This window comes from Streptomyces sp. S063, assembly GCF_002832675.1.
Lineage (GTDB): Bacteria > Actinomycetota > Actinomycetes > Streptomycetales > Streptomycetaceae > Streptomyces > Streptomyces sindenensis.
The window spans coordinates 1,525,270-1,543,101 of sequence record NZ_CP021707.1; the positions used below are offsets into that span (position 1 = coordinate 1,525,270).

A 17,832-nucleotide genomic window follows, 5' to 3' on the forward strand; every position below is an offset into this window, starting at 1 on the left:
TCCCGGGCGTCGTCCGTGACCCCCCGTAGGGTCGAAGGATGACGAAAGAGCCGATCAGGGACGAACCAAGCCTGTTCGACGCGCTGTACGAGGACGAGAACACGGTCGTACGGGCGCTGCGCGCGGGTGCGCGGGCCGAGGCAAGCGACGAGGAAGGCACGACCGCGCTCTACACGGCAGCGGTCCAGGACCGCCCCGAGATGGTGCGGCTGCTGCTCGCGGCCGGGGCCGACCCCAACCGGGCGAGCGGGCCGGAGGCCGGAGATCTGCCGCTGTGCGGGGCGGCGTGCGGCGGGCACACCGAGGTGGTGGAGGCGCTGCTGTCCGCCGGGGCACAGCCGGATCTGCGCGAGGAGTTCGGCTTCACCGCACTGCGCTGGGCGGTCGGCCTGGGGCACGCCCCGACGGTCGAGGCACTGCTCGCCGGGGGCGCGGACCCGCTGCTGCCGGGCCCGCAGGGCGAGGCGATGCTGGTGCTGGCGGCGCAGCGCGGCTCGGTGCGGACGGTACGGGCGCTGCTCGCGCACGGCGCGGCGGCGGAGGGACAGGGATCCACGGTGGCCGTCGCCCTGGCCGAGGCGCGGCGCATCGCCGGACTCGATCCGGAGCGGGAGCTGTTGCGGCGGCTGGAGGAGATGTACGGCTCCGGGCTCGACACGGTGGTGCTCCGCGAACGGCGGAACGACGAGGAGACCGTGGCGGTGGAGCTGCTCCGGGACGGGGTGCCGTCGGCGGGCGTGGACCAGCACACGGGGCACGCGGAGATCGTGGCTCTGCTGGAGGGATGGGCGTGAGCCGGACGCGCTGGGCGTGAGCCCGAGGGCGCCGGGCGCGCCGGGCGGCGTGCTGGGCGTGCCGGGCGTGAGCCTTGGGTGCGGGGCGTGAGCCGGGGGTGAGCCAAGGCCGCCACTCCACTCAGCTCTCCCCCTCCCCCCTCCCCCTCCCCTTCACCGTCCGCGCTGCCACGCCTCCCGCGTCAGCTCGTACTCCACTTCGCCGTGTTCGGACCCCTCGATGACCTCCGGCCAGTCCTCGGTGTAGGCCCGCAGAAAGGTCAGCCCCGCCTTCTCCATCACGCGCCGGGAGCCCGTGTTGACCGCCATGGTGTTGGCGGTGACCCGCTGGACCCCGAGGTCCGCGAACCCCTTGTCGACCAGGGCGCGTGCGCCCTCGGTGGCGTATCCGCGGCCCCACGCGGCCCGGTTCAGCCGGTAGCCGAGCTCGGCCACGGCGGGGTCGTGGTCGTCCAGCGGCCGGAGTTCGAACCAGCCGAGGAACGTCCCCGTGTCCTTCTCCCGCGCGATCCAGTAGCCCCGGGTTCCGGTGCACGGGTGGTCGTGGAGGAGCCTCGGCAGGGTCCGGTCCCGGATGTCCTCGGGGCTCGTGGGCCGACCGCCGTTGATGTACCGCATGACGGCGGGGTCGTTGTCGAGGGCGAGCAGGTCGGGGGCGTCGGCGGCCGTGGCGGGGCGCAGGACGAGCCGGTCGGTCTCCAGGAACGTCGGGGACGCCTGTGTCGTGGGGGTGAGGCGGAGGGACAGCCCCTCCGGGCTCGACAGCCGTGAGCCGCCTCCGGTGAGGGTGACGACCCCGCCGCCGAGCTCGCGGGCCCGGGCGGCGACCCGGTCCGGGTCGCCCACGGCCACAGCCAGCTCCCATTGCGGCGCGGTCCCGGGGGCGGCCTCCAGAAACGTGGCCCGGGCGAGCGGGGCGCCGGTCGTCCCGGTGTAGAAGTGCCGGGCCCGCTCGGGGTCCGCGCAGGCCAGGACCATGTGGTGGGGGACCGCCCCGCCCTCGTCCGGAGGCGATACCGGCCACCCCGCGAACCCCCGCGGCCGCCAGAAGGAGACGGCCGCTCCTTCGGGGTCGATGAGGGTGGCGATCCGGCCCTGGTCCCCCGCGTCGAAGGGCGGTACGAGGATCCGAGCGCCGTTCTCCGCCGCCACGGCCGTACGGCGGTCCACGTCGTCGACCGCGAGGTAGTAGGCGACATGGGCGGGCAGGTCCGGCGGGTAGGCGGGCCCCGCGAGGTCGCTGACGCCGCCGATCCGGTGGTCCCCGGCGGAGATCGTGACGGCCCGGCGCCAGTCCTCCTCGTCCACCGCGAAGTCCCAGCCCAGCACCGCGGAGAAGAAGGCTGCGGTGCCGGAGGGGTCGCGGGTCTTGAGGTCCATCCAGCAGAATTCGTTCAGGGGGCCGTGCCGCGTCATCATGCGCTCCTTCGGGTCTCCCGTGCTGGATACCGGGCGCCCGGACGTCCGCGCAAGCGGGTTTCCCCCGATGCCGTTGCCCGCCTCCACCGCTGCGGCCGCCTACGACGCCCCGTACACCTGCCCCGGCTTCTTCGCGTCCGCCAGCAGCCGGCGCACCGTCTCCCCCGCCTCGGCCGGGGATCTGCGCGCCCCGGTCGTCGGTGGGGCCGGGGCGCCAGCCCTCCATGACGGTGATGCGGCCCGCCTCGGCCTCGCAGACGCGGCCCGTCACCCCGTCGCTCGCGGCGGAGTGCGCGCTACGCCGCCCGGCGACGCCGCGCGGGGGCACCGGGCCGTGCAGCCGCACCGGAGCGCGCCGCACCGCCCTGTGCGCCGGCGCCGGCTCCGGCTCCGGTGCCCGACCCGCGCCGCCCCCGCCCCCGGCTCCCGGAGCGCACCGTTCCGCCGCCGGAGCCGGAGCCCGGCCGGGTCCGCTGCTTCGGCGGGGTCGGCTGCGGGACCTCGATCACGATCGCGACGCCCGACGGCTCACGGGCACCCGTGATCCGGCTCAGCTCCTCGTCGCTGGACGTGACCCGTGTGGTGCGCGGCGCGATGCCCGCGTCCTGCATCAGCCGGGTCATCTCGCGCTTCTCGTCGGGCAGTACCAGCGTGACGACGCTGCCGGACTCCCCCGCCCGGGCGGTACGGCCACCGCGGTGCAGGTAGTCCTTGTGGTCGGTCGGCGGGTCCACGTTGACGACCAGGTCGAGGTCGTCGACGTGGATGCCGCGGGCCGCGACGTTCGTCGCGACGAGCGCGGTGACCTGACCGTTCTTGAACTGGTCCAGGGTCCGGTTGCGCTGCGGCTGGGAGCGCCCGCCGTGCAGGGCGGCCGCCCGGACGCCGCTGGCGAGCAGCCGCTTGGCGAAGCGGTCGGCGGCGCGCTTGGTGTCGACGAACATGATCACGCGGCCGTCGCGGGCGGCGATCTTCGTAGCCACGGCCTTTTTGTCGGTCTCGTCCAGGACGTGGAGCACGTGGTGCTCCATCGTGGTGACCGCACCGGCGGACGGGTCGACGGAGTGCACGACCGGGTCGGTGAGGAACATCTTGACCAGCCGGTCGATGTTCTTGTCGAGAGTCGCGGAGAACAGCATGCGCTGGCCGCCCGCCTCGACCTGCTTGAGCAGGGCGACGACCTGCGGCATGAAGCCCATGTCGGCCATCTGGTCGGCCTCGTCGAGGACGGTGATGGCGACCTGGTCCAGCCGGCAGTCGCCGCGCTCGATGAGGTCCTTGAGCCGGCCCGGGGTGGCGACGAGCACTTCGGCGCCGCGCCGCAGGGTGGCGGACTGCTTGGTGATCGACATGCCGCCGACCACGGTGGCGAGCCGCAGGTGCACGGCGGTCGCGTACGGGGTCAGGGCGTCGGTGACCTGCTGGGCCAGCTCGCGGGTGGGGACGAGGACCATGGCGAGCGGGGCGCGCGGCTCGCTGCGGCGGCCGGCGGTGCGGGCCAGCAGGGCGAGGCCGAAGGCCAGGGTCTTGCCGGAGCCGGTGCGGCCCCGGCCGAGGATGTCGCGGCCGGCCAGCGAGTTCGGCAGGGTGGCGCCCTGGATCGGGAAGGGCTCGGTGACGCCCTGCGCGGCGAGGGTCTTCAGCAGCGCGGCGGGCATGTCCAGGTCGGCGAAGGCGTCGACGGACGGCAGCGCGGGGGTCACGGTCTCCGGCAGAGCGAACTCCGCGGGCGCCGCGACGGCGGGCTTGCGGCGGGCCGAGGGCTTGGAGCCGCCCTGGGGCCGGGAGCGGGGCGCGCCGCCCCGGCCGTTCGCCGGGGCCTGGGAGCCGGCGCCCTGGCCACGACCCCGGCCGCGGGCCGGTCGGGAGCGGGGGGTGCGGTCCTGGCGGTCGGAGCGTTCGGAGCTGGTCATACGGAATTGCCCTCCTGGGGGATTCCTGGGCAACTGCCGAATGGGTTTACTGCGATGTGCGGCCCGGCCGTCCGGGTGCGCCCCCAGGATGTGCGCACAGAACGGGTCGATGACGACGGATCGTCGGTCGGACAGCACAAACCGGGGCCCGCACCTTCACGGTGCGGGCCCCGGTCAGCGAGGTACGCGTCCGACGATTAGGCCGGGACGATGTTCTCGGCCTGCGGGCCCTTCTGGCCCTGCGTGACGTCGAAGGAGACCTTCTGGCCCTCCTGCAGCTCGCGGAAGCCGGAGGCGTTGATGTTGGAGTAGTGGGCGAAGACGTCGGCGCCGCCGCCGTCCTGCTCGATGAAGCCGAAGCCCTTTTCCGAGTTGAACCACTTCACGGTGCCGGTGGCCATGTCATTCTCCTAAAACAGGTGCAGTGCCGGAAATCCGCACTTTACGAATTCCAAGTCGCCGCATTGAGCCCCATCCGGAGAAAGCCGGAAAACAATAAAACGCCTGACGAAGCATTCCCGTCAGGCGCACATAAAGTTCATGGGTACCAAAACTGCAACGCGGACCACCCTAGCACGCCCTCCCCCGCGGCGGTGGATCTTGACACGCCGCCGCGGGTCGGCGCCCGTGCTCAGAGCCGCTCGACGATGGTGACGTTGGCCTGTCCGCCGCCCTCGCAGATGGTCTGGAACCCGTAGCGTCCGCCGGTGCGTTCCCGTTCGTGGAGCAGGGTCGTCATGAGCCGGGCGCCGGTGGCGCCGAGCGGGTGGCCCAGGGCGATGGCCCCGCCGTTGACGTTGACCCGCTCCGGGTCGGCGCCGGTCTCTTTCAGCCAGGCGAGGACGACCGGGGCGAACGCCTCGTTGATCTCGACGAGGTCGATGGCGTCGATGGTGAGACCCGTCTTCTTCAGGGCGTACGCCGTGGCGGGGATGGGGGCCGAGAGCACCCGGATGGGGTCCTCGCCCCGTACGGACAGGTGGTGGACGCGGGCGCGGGGGGTGAGGCCGTGGTCGGCGACGGCCCGTTCGGAGGCGATGAGCAGGGCGGCGGCCCCGTCGGAGACCTGGGAGGAGCAGGCGGCGGTGATGGTGCCGCCCTCGACGACGGGGCGCAGTCCGGCCATTTTCTCCAGGGTGGTGTCGCGGCGCGGCCCCTCGTCGGCGGTGACGTTCCCGTACGCGACGGTCTCGCGGGCGAAGCGGCCCTCGTCGAGGGCGCGGACAGCCCGCCGGTGGGAGGTGAGGGCGAACTCCTCCATGGCGCGGCGGCTGATGCCCCACTTCTCGGCGATGAGCTGGGCGCCGTGGAACTGGTTGACGGGGGCGTCGCCGTACCGGGCGCGCCGGCCGTCGCTGCCCGCGTACGGCCCCTGGGTGAGGCCGAGGGGTTCGGCGGCCTGCCGGGAGGCGAAGGCGATGGGGATCTGGGTCATGTTCTGGGTGCCGCCCGCGACAACGAGGTCCTGCGTGCCGGAGAGGACGCCCCGGGCGGCGAAGTGGAGGGCCTGCTGGGAGGAGCCGCACTGGCGGTCGATGGTGACGCCGGGGACCCCCTCGGGCAGTCCGGCGGCGAGCCATGACGTACGGGCGATGTCGCCGGCCTGCGGTCCGACGGTGTCGAGGCAGCCGAAGACGACGTCCTCGACGGCCGCCGGGTCGACGCCCGAGCGGGCGATCAGCTCGCGCAGCACATGGGCGCCGAGGTCGGCGGGGTGGACGGCCCCGAGGCCTCCTCCGCGCCGTCCGACGGGGGTGCGTACCGCTTCGACGATGTAGGCCTCGGCCATGGCTGCTGCTCCTCACGCAGACAGCAGGTACGGCTAGGTGCGCAGGGCGATGCCGTCCAGCACCATCGAGAGGTACTGGCGGGCGATCTCCTCGGGGCCGTGGTGTCCGCCGGGCCGGTACCAGGAGGCGGCGACCCAGACGGTGTCGCGGACGAAGCGGTAGGTGAGGCGGATGTCGAGGTCGTCGCGGAAGACGCCTTCCGTGACGCCGCGTTCCAGGGTGCCGAGCCAGGCCTTCTCGAACGTGGTCTGCGAGTCGGCGAGATAGGCGAAGCGCGGCTGGGTGGCGAGGTGCTTGGACTCCTTCTGGTAGATCGCGACGGCGGGACGGTGCCGGTCGATCTCCCGGAAGGACTCGGTGACCAGGGCCTCGATGGTCTCGCGGGGGCCGAGGCCGGCCGCCAGGACCTCGTCGTAGCCCTGCCAGAGCTCGTCGAGGAAGGTGGAGAGGATCTCGTCGATCATCGATTCCTTGGAATCGAAGTGGTAGTAGAGGCTGCCAGCGAGCATCCCGGCCTCGTCGGCGATGCGGCGCACGGTGGTGGCGTTGTATCCCTGGGCGGCGAAGACCTCGGCGGCGGTGGCGAGCAGTTCCCGGCGTCGCTCCGGTGTGGGGGTCACCTGGGGCTTCTTCTTGGTAGGCACCCGGCCATTGTCCGTCCATGGCCCGCGTGTTCACGCATGCCGGCTGCGCCGGGCCCGGCCGCTGCGGGACGCCGTCGGTGTGCCGGGCCCGGGCGCTGGCCGGGTGAGCGTCCCTGCGGCCGGGTCCGCCACCCCGGCCGCAGGGGCCGGTCACTTGCGGCGCACGGTGCGCAGTGGCCGCCCCGGCCGCCAGGACTGGATGACCAGCTCATCGTTGTCGAGCCCGATACGGACCACCTCGGTCAGTTCCGCCCGGAAGAGGTGGAAGGGCTCGGGCGGGGTGGCCTCCGCGATGAAGCGGGCGATCACCTCCGGGTCGGTGATCTCCACGGCCCGGCCGCTCACCCGGACGTCACCGTCGTTCATCTCGGCGTCGGGGCCCGGATTGGCGTGGAGCGCGAAGCGCGGGTCGCGGCGCAGGTCCAGGGCCTTGAGCGAGTCCGGCATCATGCCGAGGAGCATCTCACCGAAGCGGAAGTCGGCCTCCAGGCCGGTGACCCGGGGCGAGCCGTCCTTCCGCAGGGTGGCGAGAACGTGGTGCTTGTAGAGGCGGAAGCGGGCTCGCACGGTGTCGGCGAATTCGGGCTGGGCGGCGGCGAAGCCGTCCCAGGAGGCAGGGGCGGGCGAAGGTGAGGAAGACGTCATGGACGCCATGCAACACCGGATACCCGACAACTCCTGTCGGTGTTCGCGCGCGACATGCAGAAGAATCCCGGCGAGCCGGACGCCGCCGCCGCACCACCTCGCCACCTCAGGCGCGGTCCTCCGGAGCCGGCCGGGTGAGCCTCAGCATCACCTCGTCGTACTCCTCGTCGACGCGGCGGCTCTCCTCCACGAAACCCATCCGCGCGTAGAAGCCACGAGCCCCCGTGTTCTTCTCGTACACCTCAAGGGTCAAGGAGCCGTGCAGCGCCGCCGCGTGCTCGACCAGGCGCCGGCCCACCCCGGTGCCCTGTGCCTCCGGGGCCACGAAGAGGCCGCCGATCTCGGCGTCCAGGAGTCCCAGCAGGGCCACCACCCGGCCGTCCGTCTCGACGACCCAGTTCTCGGCGTGGACGAGGTAGATCTCGCGCATCTTGCGGGCGCGCTCGCCCTCGCCCTCGCCGGGGATGAAGGGGTGGGCCAGACCGCCGGCACGGGACCAGACGTCCATCGCCGCGTTCTCGTCCGCGGCGGCGTAGCGGCGGATCACGGTGCTTCCGGATACGTTTTCGAGCATGCGTGGGACCGTATCCCGCGATGGGGAGATCGGCAGCCGAGTTTCCGGCCCGACGAGGGCCGGTCGGTCACGTGCGGGAGAACGTGATCAGCACCGCCTGGCCCATCGTCCGCAGCACCCCGGGCGACTCCCCGGCCGCCAGCACCGCGTCGTAGCGGTCCAGCCGGTCACCGCCGCCCCCGCCGCGGCCCTCCAGCTCCGCGCCGTCGTCCAGGGAGACGGCGAGCACCGCGCCGCCCTCCGGCGGCAGCAGGCGGACCGTGCCGCAGACGACGGCGGTCTCCGCCCGCGTACGGTCCCTGCGGTACATGACGTTGAGGTTGACGACGGGGCCGCCCAGCAGGAAGCCCTCGGTGGGCAGGTCGCCGGGGAAGCCGTGCGGCCACAGGGGCTCGTCCACGATGTGGTGTTCGCCGCCGACGACGAGGTCCATGCCCGCGCCCTCGACCACGGTGAGGATCCGGTCCACCCCGGGGAAGGCGGAGAAGGGCCCGTCGGAGGTGACGTCCGCGAGGCTGACGCGCCAGTCGAAGGCGTCGGCCCCCGCGCCCTCGGGGCCGGTGGCGATCTCCCGGGTGAGCCCGCCGCCGTTCCTCCAGGGGGCGGGGGCCAGGCCGGCGGCGCGCAGGATCCGTACGGTCACCGGACGATCCCCCGCTCGCGGGCGGCGGCCAGCCAGAGCGGGAACTCGGCGACGAGCCGGTCGTACAGCTTGCGGTCCGGGACCTCGCGGGGGTCGGGGCCCGCGTGGAAGTACCCGGCGTTGTCGACCGGCCGCTTGGCGGGGACGGGCAGCTCGTCGAGCTTGCGCAGGAAGTCGAACTGGTTGCTCCGGGTGTTGCCGAAGCCGACGAACTGCCAGAACAGGGGCAGCTTCGCGGCCTTGCAGAGATAGCGCTCGGCGGCGAGCTTGTTGACCGGCCCGCCGTCCGTCTGGAAGACGACCAGGGCCGGTGCGGTGGTGCCGCTGTCGAGGTAGTGGTCGATGACGGCGTCCATCGCCAGGTGGTAGCTCGTCTTCCCCATGTGCCCGAGGCCTGCCACGATCGTGTCGATCCGGCCGTGGTGGTTGTCGAGGGAGATGTCGGTGACCGCGTCGACGTCGGTGGAGAAGAAGACGACGGGGACCGTGCCGTCGTCGTCGAGGTGGGAGGACAGGCTCAGGACCCGGTCGGCCAGCGCCTGGACGCTGCCGTCCTGGTAGTAGGGCTTCATCGAACCGGAGTAGTCGAGGACGAGGTAGACGGCGGCACGGTGACCGCCCAGGCCGTGCTTCTCCAGGGAGGCTCCGGCGCTCTTGTAGAGGCTGACCAGGGCCGGGGCCGTCTCCTGCACCTTGGTCAGGCTGATGGCCGGGCCGCTCCTGCCCACGGCCGTGTCCGCACCGCGCATGACGGCTCCCCCCGTTCGGTGTTCGGCGTTCCGCGGGTCCGAGCGTAGGCCACGGCCGGGCCCCGGGCACACGGCCCCTCGCACCGGTTCGCTATCTTGATCGCCGTCGCCCCCACCGGCCCCGTTGCCCACCCCCAGTGAAGGAGCCGGCCATGGAGGCCGCCGCCACCACGTGTTACCGCCATCCGTCCACCGAGGCGCATGTCCGCTGCACCCGTTGCGACCGCCGCATCTGCCCGGACTGCATGCGGGAGGCCTCGGTCGGCCACCAGTGCGTGGAGTGCGTGAAGGAGGGGCAGCGGTCGGTGCGGCGGCCGCGTACGGTCTTCGGCGGTGCGGTGTCCCGGGCGGCGGCGCCGGTGGTGACGTACGTCCTGATGGCGCTCAACGTGCTCGTCTACCTCGGCGAGGTGGTCCGGCCGGAGATCGTGGACCGGTTCGCGGTGCTCGGGGCGGCGCTCACCGGACCGGACGGCGAGCAGTACTACTACCGGGGCGACACCTTCCAGGGCTACGAGCTGACGGGGGTCGCGGACGGTGAGTGGTACCGGCTGGTGACCGGGGCGTTCCTGCACCTGCCGCCGGACGCGTCGTTCGGGGTGATGCACCTGCTGTTCAACATGTTCGCGCTGTGGAACATCGGCCGGGCGGTGGAGGGGCAGCTCGGCCGGGCCCGCTATCTGGCCCTGTATCTGCTGTCGGCGGTGGGCGGTTCGGTGCTGGTGTATCTGCTGGCCCCGGACACCTCGACCGTCGGCGCCTCCGGTGCGGTCTTCGGTCTGGCCGCCGCGTACTGGGTCATCCACCGGCGGCTCGGCCATGACATGGCGGCCGTGAACCGGTTCATGGCCGGGTTCCTGATCTGGATGGTGCTCTCGGCGCTGTTCACCTCTTGGCAGGGGCACCTGGGCGGGCTGCTGACCGGGGCGCTGGTGACGTACGGGCTGGCCTACGCACCGGCGAAGCTGCGGACCGGGCCCCTCCAGCTCGCCGGCGGGGCGGTGCTGCTGGGGCTGTTCGCGGTGGCGGTGGTGGTGAAGACCTCGGCGCTGACGGGCTGAACCGGCCGAGGCGTCCGGGGCGGCCGAGCTGCCCCCGGACGCGCCACGGCGCCCACTGAGTCCGGTCGGGGACAAGCGGGCGCCGCGTTCAGTTCCGCACGCCGTTGTACGGGACGTATCAAGGGGCTACCCCGGGCCGCGTGGCCCAGGGGGAACCCGGGTGGTGCTCAGACCAGCAGGGACCGGTCCGTCGGGCGGATCGGGGCCGGCAGGGCGCTGGTCCCGGTCAGGAAGCGGTCGACTCCGCGGGCGGCGGAGCGGCCCTCGGCGATCGCCCAGACGATCAGCGACTGGCCGCGTCCGGCGTCACCGGCGACGAAGACGCCGTCGACGTTGGTCGCGTAGCTCTCGTCGCGGGCGACGTTGCCTCGCTGGTCGAGCTCCAGGCCGAACTGCTGGACCAGACCGTTGGACTGGTCGGTTCCGGTGAAGCCCATGGCCAGGGTGACGAGCTGCGCGGGGATGCGCCGCTCCGTGCCGGGCTTCTGCTCCAGCTTACCGTCCTTGAACTCGACCTCCACCAGGTGGAGGGCCTGGACATTGCCGTCCTCGTCGCCCTCGAAGTGGGTGGTGGAGACGGAGTAGACCCGCTCGCCGCCCTCCTCGTGTGCGGAGGTGACCTTGTAGAGCATCGGGAAGGTCGGCCAGGGCTGGTTGGCGTTCCGCTCCTCGCCCGGCTTCGGCATGATCTCCAGCTGGGTGACGGAGGCCGCGCCCTGGCGGTGGGCGGTGCCCACGCAGTCGGCGCCGGTGTCGCCGCCGCCGATGACGACGACGTGCTTGCCGCCCGCGTGGATCGGGGCGACGGTCAGGTCGCCCTCCTGCACCTTGTTGGCGAGCGGCAGGTACTCCATCGCGAAGTGGACGCCGTTCAGCTCACGGCCGGGGACCGGCAGGTCGCGGGAGACGGTGGCACCGGCCGCGATGACGACCGCGTCGTACCGGCGGCGGAGCTTGGCGGCGTCGATGTCCTGACCGATCTCCACCCCCGTACGGAACTTGGTGCCCTCCAGGCGCATCTGCTCGATGCGGCGGTTGATGTGCGACTTCTCCATCTTGAACTCGGGGATGCCGTAGCGGAGGAGGCCCCCGACGCGGTCCGCGCGCTCGTAGACGACGACGGTGTGGCCGGCCCGGGTCAGCTGCTGGGCGGCGGCGAGTCCCGCCGGTCCCGAGCCGATGACGGCGACGGTCTTGCCGGAGAGGCGCTCGGGCGGCTGCGGGGTGACGTCGCCGCTGTCCCACGCCTTGTCGATGATGGAGACCTCGACGTTCTTGATGGTGACGGCGGGCTGGTTGATGCCGAGCACGCACGCCGACTCGCAGGGGGCCGGGCACAGCCGCCCGGTGAACTCCGGGAAGTTGTTCGTGGCGTGGAGCCGCTCGGAGGCGGCGGTCCAGTCCTCGCGGTAGGCGTAGTCGTTCCACTCGGGGATGAGGTTTCCGAGCGGGCAGCCGTTGTGGCAGAACGGGATGCCGCAGTCCATGCAGCGGCCGGCCTGCTTGCTGATGATCGGGAGCAGCGAGCCCGGGACGTAGACCTCGTTCCAGTCCTTGACGCGCTCGGCCACGGGGCGGGTCTTGGCGACCTCGCGCCCGGTGGTCAGGAAGCCCTTGGGGTCAGCCATGGGTCGCCGCCTCCATCATCTTCTCGGTGGTCTCCTGCTCGGAGAGACCGGCGAGCTCAGCGGCGTCCTTGGCGGCGAGCACGGCCTTGTACGTGGACGGGATGATCTTGCTGAAGCGGGTCACGGCGGTGTCCCACTCGGCGAGGAGCTTCTCGGCGACGGTGGAGCCGGTCTCCTCGTGGTGGCGGCGCACGACGTCGTGCAGCCACTGCTTGTCGGTGTCGTCCAGTTCCTCGACGGCGCCGAGGTTGCCGACGTTGACCTGGTCGCGGTCGAGGTCGATGACGTACGCGACACCGCCCGACATACCGGCGGCGAAGTTGCGGCCGGTCTCGCCGAGGACGACGGCGTGACCGCCGGTCATGTACTCGCAGCCGTGGTCGCCGACGCCTTCGGAGACGACGAGCGCCCCGGAGTTGCGGACGCAGAAGCGTTCGCCGGTGCGGCCGCGGAGGAAGATCTCGCCGCCGGTCGCGCCGTAGCCGATGGTGTTGCCGGCGATGGTGGAGTACTCGGCGAGGTGGTCGGCGCCCCGGTCGGGGCGGACGATGACCCGGCCCCCGGAGAGGCCCTTGCCGACGTAGTCGTTGGCGTCGCCCTCCAGGCGCAGGGTGACGCCGCGCGGCACGAACGCGCCGAAGGACTGGCCGGCCGAGCCGGTGAAGGTGATGTCGATGGTGTCCTCGGGCAGACCCTGGCCACCGAACTTCTTGGTCACCTCGTGGCCGAGCATCGTGCCGACGGTCCGGTTGATGTTGCGGATGGCGACCTGGGCGCGGACCGGCCGGGCGGCCTCGGGGCTGTCGGCGCCGAGCGCGTCGGCGGCCAGCTTGATGAGCTGGTTGTCGAGCGCCTTCGTCAGACCGTGGTCCTGGTCGGTGATCCGGTGGCGGACCGCGCCCTCGGGCAGCTCGGGGACGAAGAAGAGCGGGGCCAGGTCCAGGCCCTGCGCCTTCCAGTGGGTGACGGCCCGGTCGGTGTCGAGGAGTTCGGCGTGGCCGACGGCCTCCTCGATGGAGCGGAAGCCCAGCTCGGCGAGGAGTTCGCGGACCTCTTCGGCGATGAACTCGAAGAAGTTGACGACGTACTCGGCCTTGCCGGAGAACCGGTCGCGGAGCACCGGGTTCTGGGTGGCGATGCCGACCGGGCAGGTGTCCAGGTGGCAGACGCGCATCATGACGCAGCCGGAGACGACGAGCGGCGCGGTCGCGAAACCGAACTCCTCGGCGCCCAGCAGTGCGGCGATGACGACGTCGCGGCCGGTCTTGAGCTGGCCGTCGGTCTGCACGACGATGCGGTCGCGCAGGCCGTTGAGCAGCAGGGTCTGCTGGGTCTCGGCGAGGCCGAGCTCCCAGGGGCCGCCCGCGTGCTTGAGCGAGGTGAGCGGGGAGGCGCCCGTTCCGCCGTCGTGGCCGGAGATGAGGACGACGTCCGCGTGGGCCTTGGAGACACCGGCGGCGACCGTGCCGACGCCGACCTCGGAGACCAGCTTCACGTGGATGCGGGCCTGCGGGTTGGCGTTCTTGAGGTCGTGGATCAGCTGCGCGAGGTCTTCGATGGAGTAGATGTCGTGGTGCGGCGGCGGCGAGATGAGACCGACGCCGGGGGTCGAGTGACGCGTCTTGGCGACCCACGGGTAGACCTTGTGGCCGGGCAGCTGGCCGCCCTCGCCGGGCTTGGCGCCCTGGGCCATCTTGATCTGGATGTCGTCCGCGTTGACCAGGTACTCGCTGGTCACACCGAAGCGGCCGGAGGCGACCTGCTTGATGGAGGAACGGCGCTCCGGGTCGTACAGGCGCTCCGGGTCCTCGCCGCCCTCACCGGTGTTGGACTTGCCGCCGAGCCGATTCATCGCGATGGCGAGGGTCTCGTGGGCCTCGCGGGAGATGGAGCCGTAGGACATGGCGCCGGTGGAGAACCGCTTGACGATCTCGGAGGCGGGCTCGACCTCGTCGATGGGGATCGGGGCCCGGTCCGAGGTGAAGCCGAAGAGGCCGCGGAGCGTCATGAGGCGCTCGGACTGCTCGTTCACCCGGTCCGTGTACTGCTTGAAGATGTCGTAGCGCCGGTTGCGGGTGGCGTGCTGGAGGCGGAAGACCGTCTCCGGGTCGAACAGGTGCGGTTCGCCCTCGCGCCGCCACTGGTACTCGCCGCCGATCTCCAGCGCGCGGTGGGAGGCCGCGATGCCGGAGGCGGGGTACGCCTTGGTGTGCCGGGCGGCGACCTCCTTGGCGATGACGTCCAGGCCGGCGCCGCCGATCTTGGTGGCGGTGCCGTTGAAGTACGTGGCGACGAACTCCTCGTCGAGGCCGACGGCCTCGAAGACCTGGGCGCCGCGGTAGGAGGCGACGGTGGAGATGCCCATCTTGGACATGACCTTGAGGACGCCCTTGCCGAGCGCGTAGATCAGGTTCCGGATGGCCTGCTCGGCCTCGATGTTCTCGATGAAGGTGCCGGCCCGGACCAGGTCCTCGACGGACTCCATGGCGAGGTACGGGTTGACCGCGGCGGCGCCGTAACCGATGAGCAGGGCGACGTGGTGGACCTCGCGGACGTCCCCGGCCTCGACCAGCAGGCCCACCTGGGTGCGCTGCTTGGTGCGGATGAGGTGGTGGTGGACGGCGGAGGTGAGCAGCAGCGAGGGGATCGGCGCGTGCTCGGCGTCCGAGTGCCGGTCGGAGAGGACGATGAGGCGGGCGCCGTCCTCTATGGCGGCGTCGACCTCGGCGCAGATCTCCTGGAGCCGGGCGGCCAGCGCGTCGCCGCCGCCGCTGACCCGGTAGAGACCGGAGAGGGTGGCGGCCCGCATGCCCGGCATGTCGCCGTCGGCGTTGATGTGTATCAGCTTGGCGAGCTCGTCGTTGTCGATCACCGGGAAGGGCAGCGTGACGCTGCGGGCCGCGGCGGCGGTCGGCTCCAGGATGTTGCCCTGGGGGCCGAGCGAGGAGCGCAGCGAGGTGACCAGTTCCTCGCGGATGGCGTCCAGCGGCGGATTGGTGACCTGCGCGAAGAGCTGGGTGAAGTAGTCGAAGAGCAGGCGCGGGCGCTCGGAGAGCGCGGCGATGGGCGAGTCGGTGCCCATGGAGCCGAGGGGCTCTCCGGCGGTGCGGGCCATCGGCGCGAGGATGACGCGCAGCTCTTCCTCGGTGTAGCCGAAGGTCTGCTGGCGGCGGGTGACCGAGGCGTGGGTGTGCACGATGTGCTCACGCTCGGGCAGGTCGCTCAGCTGGATCTCGCCGGTCTCCAGCCACTCCTGGTAGGGCTGCTCGGCGGCGAGGGACGCCTTGATCTCGTCGTCCTCGATGATGCGGTGCTCGGCCGTGTCGACGAGGAACATCCGGCCGGGCTGGAGGCGGCCCTTGCGGACGACCTTGGCCGGGTCGATGTCGAGGACGCCGACCTCGGAGGAGAGGACGACGAGGCCGTCGTCGGTGACCCAGTAGCGGCCGGGGCGCAGACCGTTGCGGTCGAGGACCGCGCCGACCTGGACGCCGTCGGTGAAGGTGACGCAGGCCGGGCCGTCCCAGGGCTCCATCATCGCGGCGTGGTACTGGTAGAAGGCACGCCGGGCCGGGTCCATCGAGTCGTGGTTCTCCCACGCCTCGGGGACCATCATCAGCACGGCGTGCGGCAGCGAGCGGCCGCCGAGGTGGAGCAGCTCCAGGACCTCGTCGAAGGAGGCCGAGTCGGAGGCGTCCGGGGTGCAGACGGGGAAGATCCGGTCGAGCTGCGCCTGGCCGAAGAGGCTGGAGGCGAGCTGGGACTCGCGGGCCTTCATCCAGTTGCGGTTGCCCTTGACCGTGTTGATCTCGCCGTTGTGCGCGACGAAGCGGTACGGGTGGGCCAGCGGCCAGCTCGGGAAGGTGTTGGTGGAGAACCGGGAGTGGACCAGGGCCACCGTGGAGGCGAAGCGGCGGTCGGAGAGGTCCGGGAAGAACGGCTCCAGCTGCCCGGTGGTGAGCATGCCCTTGTAGACGAGGGTGCGGGCGGAGAGCGAGGGGAAGTACACCCCGGCCTCGCGCTCGGCACGCTTGCGCAGGACGAACGCCTTGCGGTCCAGGACGATGCCGGCGCTCTCGCCGTCGGCGACGAAGACCTGGCGGAAGGTCGGCATGGTGGCGCGGGCGCCGTTGCCGAGAAGTTCGGGGGTGACCGGGACGTCGCGCCAGCCCAGGACCTTCAGGCCCTCCTGGGCGGCGATCTTCTCGATCGCGCGGACCGCCTCGGTGGAGTCGTCGGCGGGGAGGAAGGCGATGCCCACGGCATACGAGCCGGCCTCGGGAAGTTCAAAAGGGGTCTCGGCACGCAGGAAGGCGTCCGGGACCTGGCAGAGAATGCCGGCGCCGTCGCCGGAGTCGGGCTCGGAGCCGGTGGCGCCGCGGTGTTCGAGGTTGCGCAGTACGGTCAGCGCCTGCTCGACCAGCTCATGGCTGGCCACACCGGTCAGAGTGGCCACGAACCCGACGCCACAGGCGTCGTGCTCGTTACGGGGGTCGTACATCCCCTGCTGGGCGGGGCGACCGTCCATGGGCGACCAGGCGTCGATACGCATCGGCTCTCCCGTCGTCGTCGTGGCATTTGCGGTGCCGAGGGACGACGTTGGCCCTCTGCGAAATTTCGTGCAGGTTACATGATGGGGCGCTTCTCAAGAAGCGGAAGGCTTGTTCCAACATACGGACACCGTGGTGACCGGAAGTGACTGGGTGACCAGAGGCGACCGGCTTGACCAGGAGGTGGGTCGCTGTCGGAACGATCGGCGCCCGGGGAGTCGCAGAGAGCAGGCGTCGTTGCCTGCGGTGCTTACGGCTCTTGCCCGGCGGCACGGGAAACGAAACCACCGAGTAACGGCTACTTATGAGCGGCACTGCATAGCGTCTCATTTTACGGTCGTGGAGCCCGTCGCGCCCAGTGGGCGGCGCCAAGACGTACGTCACACGCGTTGCCGGGCGGTTGCGCCGTCCGGGCGGCCCGGTTACGCCGTCCACCGGGCCGCCGTCATCCGACGGCGACACCGAACAGGGTGCCGAGCCCGTACGTCATCGCGGCCGCCGCACCACCCAGGGCGAGCTGACGCAGTCCGCTGAACCACCAGCTACGGGCCGTCACCCGGGCCACGACCGCACCGCAGGCGAAGAGACCGAGGAGCGCGAGCAGCACGGCGGGCCACAGGGCGCTCGCGCCGAGGAGGTAGGGCAGGACGGGCAGCAGGGCGCCCAGCGCGAACGCGCCGAACGACGAGACGGCGGCGACCAGCGGCGAGGGCAGGTCGCCGGGGTCGATGCCCAGTTCCTCGCGGGCGTGGATCTCCAGTGCCTGCTCCGGGTCGCGCGACAGCTGGCGGGCGACCTCGCGGGCCAGCGGGGCGTCCACACCCCGGGACTCGTAGAGCGCGGCCAGCTCGGCCATCTCGTCCTTGGGGTGCTTCCGGAGTTCGCGGCGCTCGACGGCGAGCTCGGCCTCGACCAGTTCCCGCTGCGAGGCGACGGAGGTGTATTCGCCCGCCGCCATGGAGAACGCCCCGGCGGCCAGACCCGCGAGCCCGGTGATCACTATGGTCTGCTGGGAGACCGCGCCGCCCGCGACGCCGGTCATCAGGGCCAGGTTGGAGACCAGACCGTCCATCGCGCCGAAGACGGCGGGACGCAGCCAGCCACCGTTGACATCCCGGTGGGTGTGGTTCTCCCGGTGCGCCTCGTGCAGAACGGCGTCTGCCGCGATGATGGACACGACTCACTTCTCCCCTGTTGAGTACAACTCTCGACAAAGTCCAAAGTACGCCGCCCGAGCGATCCCCGCCAGCAAGGCAAGGCTGCCCTACACCCCCTCTGACCTGCGAAGGAAGGACAGCCTCAGCTTCCTGGGCCGTCATCCTCCTGGCCCCTTTCCCGCCGATTCCCGCCTCCCTTCGCCCTCCACGGGGGACAGATGCGGACAGGGCCCGTCGAAGGCCCCGGTCCGACTCGGGCGGACCC

General features: G+C 71.8%; 14 protein-coding genes and 2 pseudogenes. 2 read left to right on the forward strand and 14 right to left on the reverse strand.

What is annotated here, in order from left to right:
* Positions 1-38 precede the first annotated feature (38 nt).
* A complete protein-coding gene (locus tag CCZ36_RS06820) occupies positions 39-794 on the forward strand; it encodes an ankyrin repeat domain-containing protein (protein ID WP_128817206.1) in 756 nt (251 codons plus the stop codon).
* 153 nt (positions 795-947) lie between these two features.
* Here CCZ36_RS06820 and CCZ36_RS35575 read toward each other — a convergent pair whose 3' ends face one another.
* The 11 genes and pseudogenes from CCZ36_RS35575 to CCZ36_RS06870 form a co-directional block, all read right to left on the reverse strand.
* Positions 948-1,541 carry a GNAT family N-acetyltransferase gene (locus CCZ36_RS35575; protein WP_237302827.1) on the reverse strand — a complete coding sequence of 198 codons (594 nt, stop codon included), beginning with the start codon at positions 1,539-1,541 and terminating at the stop codon, positions 948-950.
* Between the two features lie 363 nt (positions 1,542-1,904).
* A pseudogene (locus CCZ36_RS36665) lies at positions 1,905-2,213 on the reverse strand (VOC family protein); the annotation flags it as partial.
* A gap of 99 nt (positions 2,214-2,312) precedes the next feature.
* A pseudogene (locus CCZ36_RS35585) lies at positions 2,313-2,502 on the reverse strand (short-chain dehydrogenase); the annotation flags it as partial.
* A gap of 7 nt (positions 2,503-2,509) precedes the next feature.
* Complete coding sequence (locus CCZ36_RS06835; protein WP_128817207.1) at positions 2,510-4,126, reverse strand: DEAD/DEAH box helicase; 1,617 nt, start codon at positions 4,124-4,126, stop codon at positions 2,510-2,512.
* A gap of 197 nt (positions 4,127-4,323) precedes the next feature.
* Positions 4,324-4,527: a cold-shock protein gene (locus tag CCZ36_RS06840; protein ID WP_006123767.1), complete on the reverse strand. Its 204-nt coding sequence runs from the start codon at positions 4,525-4,527 to the stop codon at positions 4,324-4,326.
* A gap of 230 nt (positions 4,528-4,757) precedes the next feature.
* The gene (locus CCZ36_RS06845) at positions 4,758-5,915 is read right to left on the reverse strand and encodes an acetyl-CoA C-acetyltransferase (protein ID WP_128817208.1); all 1,158 of its coding nucleotides are present in this window, start codon (positions 5,913-5,915) and stop codon (positions 4,758-4,760) included.
* A gap of 33 nt (positions 5,916-5,948) precedes the next feature.
* Positions 5,949-6,560 carry a TetR/AcrR family transcriptional regulator gene (locus CCZ36_RS06850; protein WP_069743263.1) on the reverse strand — a complete coding sequence of 204 codons (612 nt, stop codon included), beginning with the start codon at positions 6,558-6,560 and terminating at the stop codon, positions 5,949-5,951.
* Positions 6,561-6,710: 150 nt separating this feature from the next.
* Positions 6,711-7,214 (reverse strand): pyridoxamine 5'-phosphate oxidase family protein, encoded by a 504-nt coding sequence (locus tag CCZ36_RS06855; protein WP_069743262.1) that lies wholly within the window; start codon positions 7,212-7,214, stop codon positions 6,711-6,713.
* 97 nt (positions 7,215-7,311) lie between these two features.
* Complete coding sequence (locus tag CCZ36_RS06860) at positions 7,312-7,779, reverse strand: GNAT family N-acetyltransferase (protein WP_079149739.1); 468 nt, start codon at positions 7,777-7,779, stop codon at positions 7,312-7,314.
* A 67-nt stretch (positions 7,780-7,846) separates the two neighbouring features.
* On the reverse strand, positions 7,847-8,422 hold the full coding sequence (locus CCZ36_RS06865; protein ID WP_128817209.1) for a HutD/Ves family protein: 576 nt from the start codon (positions 8,420-8,422) through the stop codon (positions 7,847-7,849).
* Positions 8,419-9,171 (reverse strand): vWA domain-containing protein, encoded by a 753-nt coding sequence (locus CCZ36_RS06870; RefSeq protein ID WP_128817210.1) that lies wholly within the window; start codon positions 9,169-9,171, stop codon positions 8,419-8,421. Before CCZ36_RS06870 ends, CCZ36_RS06865 begins: the two co-directional genes overlap by 4 nt.
* A gap of 152 nt (positions 9,172-9,323) precedes the next feature.
* Here CCZ36_RS06870 and CCZ36_RS06875 point away from each other — a divergent pair, with 152 nt between their 5' ends.
* Complete coding sequence (locus tag CCZ36_RS06875) at positions 9,324-10,232, forward strand: rhomboid family intramembrane serine protease (protein WP_069743260.1); 909 nt, start codon at positions 9,324-9,326, stop codon at positions 10,230-10,232.
* Between the two features lie 167 nt (positions 10,233-10,399).
* Here the strand turns inward: CCZ36_RS06875 and CCZ36_RS06880 are convergent, their stop codons facing one another.
* The 3 genes from CCZ36_RS06880 to CCZ36_RS06890 form a co-directional block, all read right to left on the reverse strand.
* A complete protein-coding gene (locus tag CCZ36_RS06880; protein WP_069740026.1) occupies positions 10,400-11,860 on the reverse strand; it encodes a glutamate synthase subunit beta in 1,461 nt (486 codons plus the stop codon).
* Positions 11,853-16,412, reverse strand: a complete 4,560-nt coding sequence (gene gltB, locus CCZ36_RS06885; RefSeq protein ID WP_069740025.1) for a glutamate synthase large subunit — start codon at positions 16,410-16,412, stop codon at positions 11,853-11,855. The genes CCZ36_RS06880 and gltB overlap by 8 nt, the downstream gene beginning before the upstream one ends.
* 443 nt (positions 16,413-16,855) lie before the next feature.
* A complete protein-coding gene (locus CCZ36_RS06890) occupies positions 16,856-17,587 on the reverse strand; it encodes a VIT1/CCC1 transporter family protein (RefSeq protein WP_069740024.1) in 732 nt (243 codons plus the stop codon).
* Between the last annotated feature and the right edge of the window lie 245 nt (positions 17,588-17,832).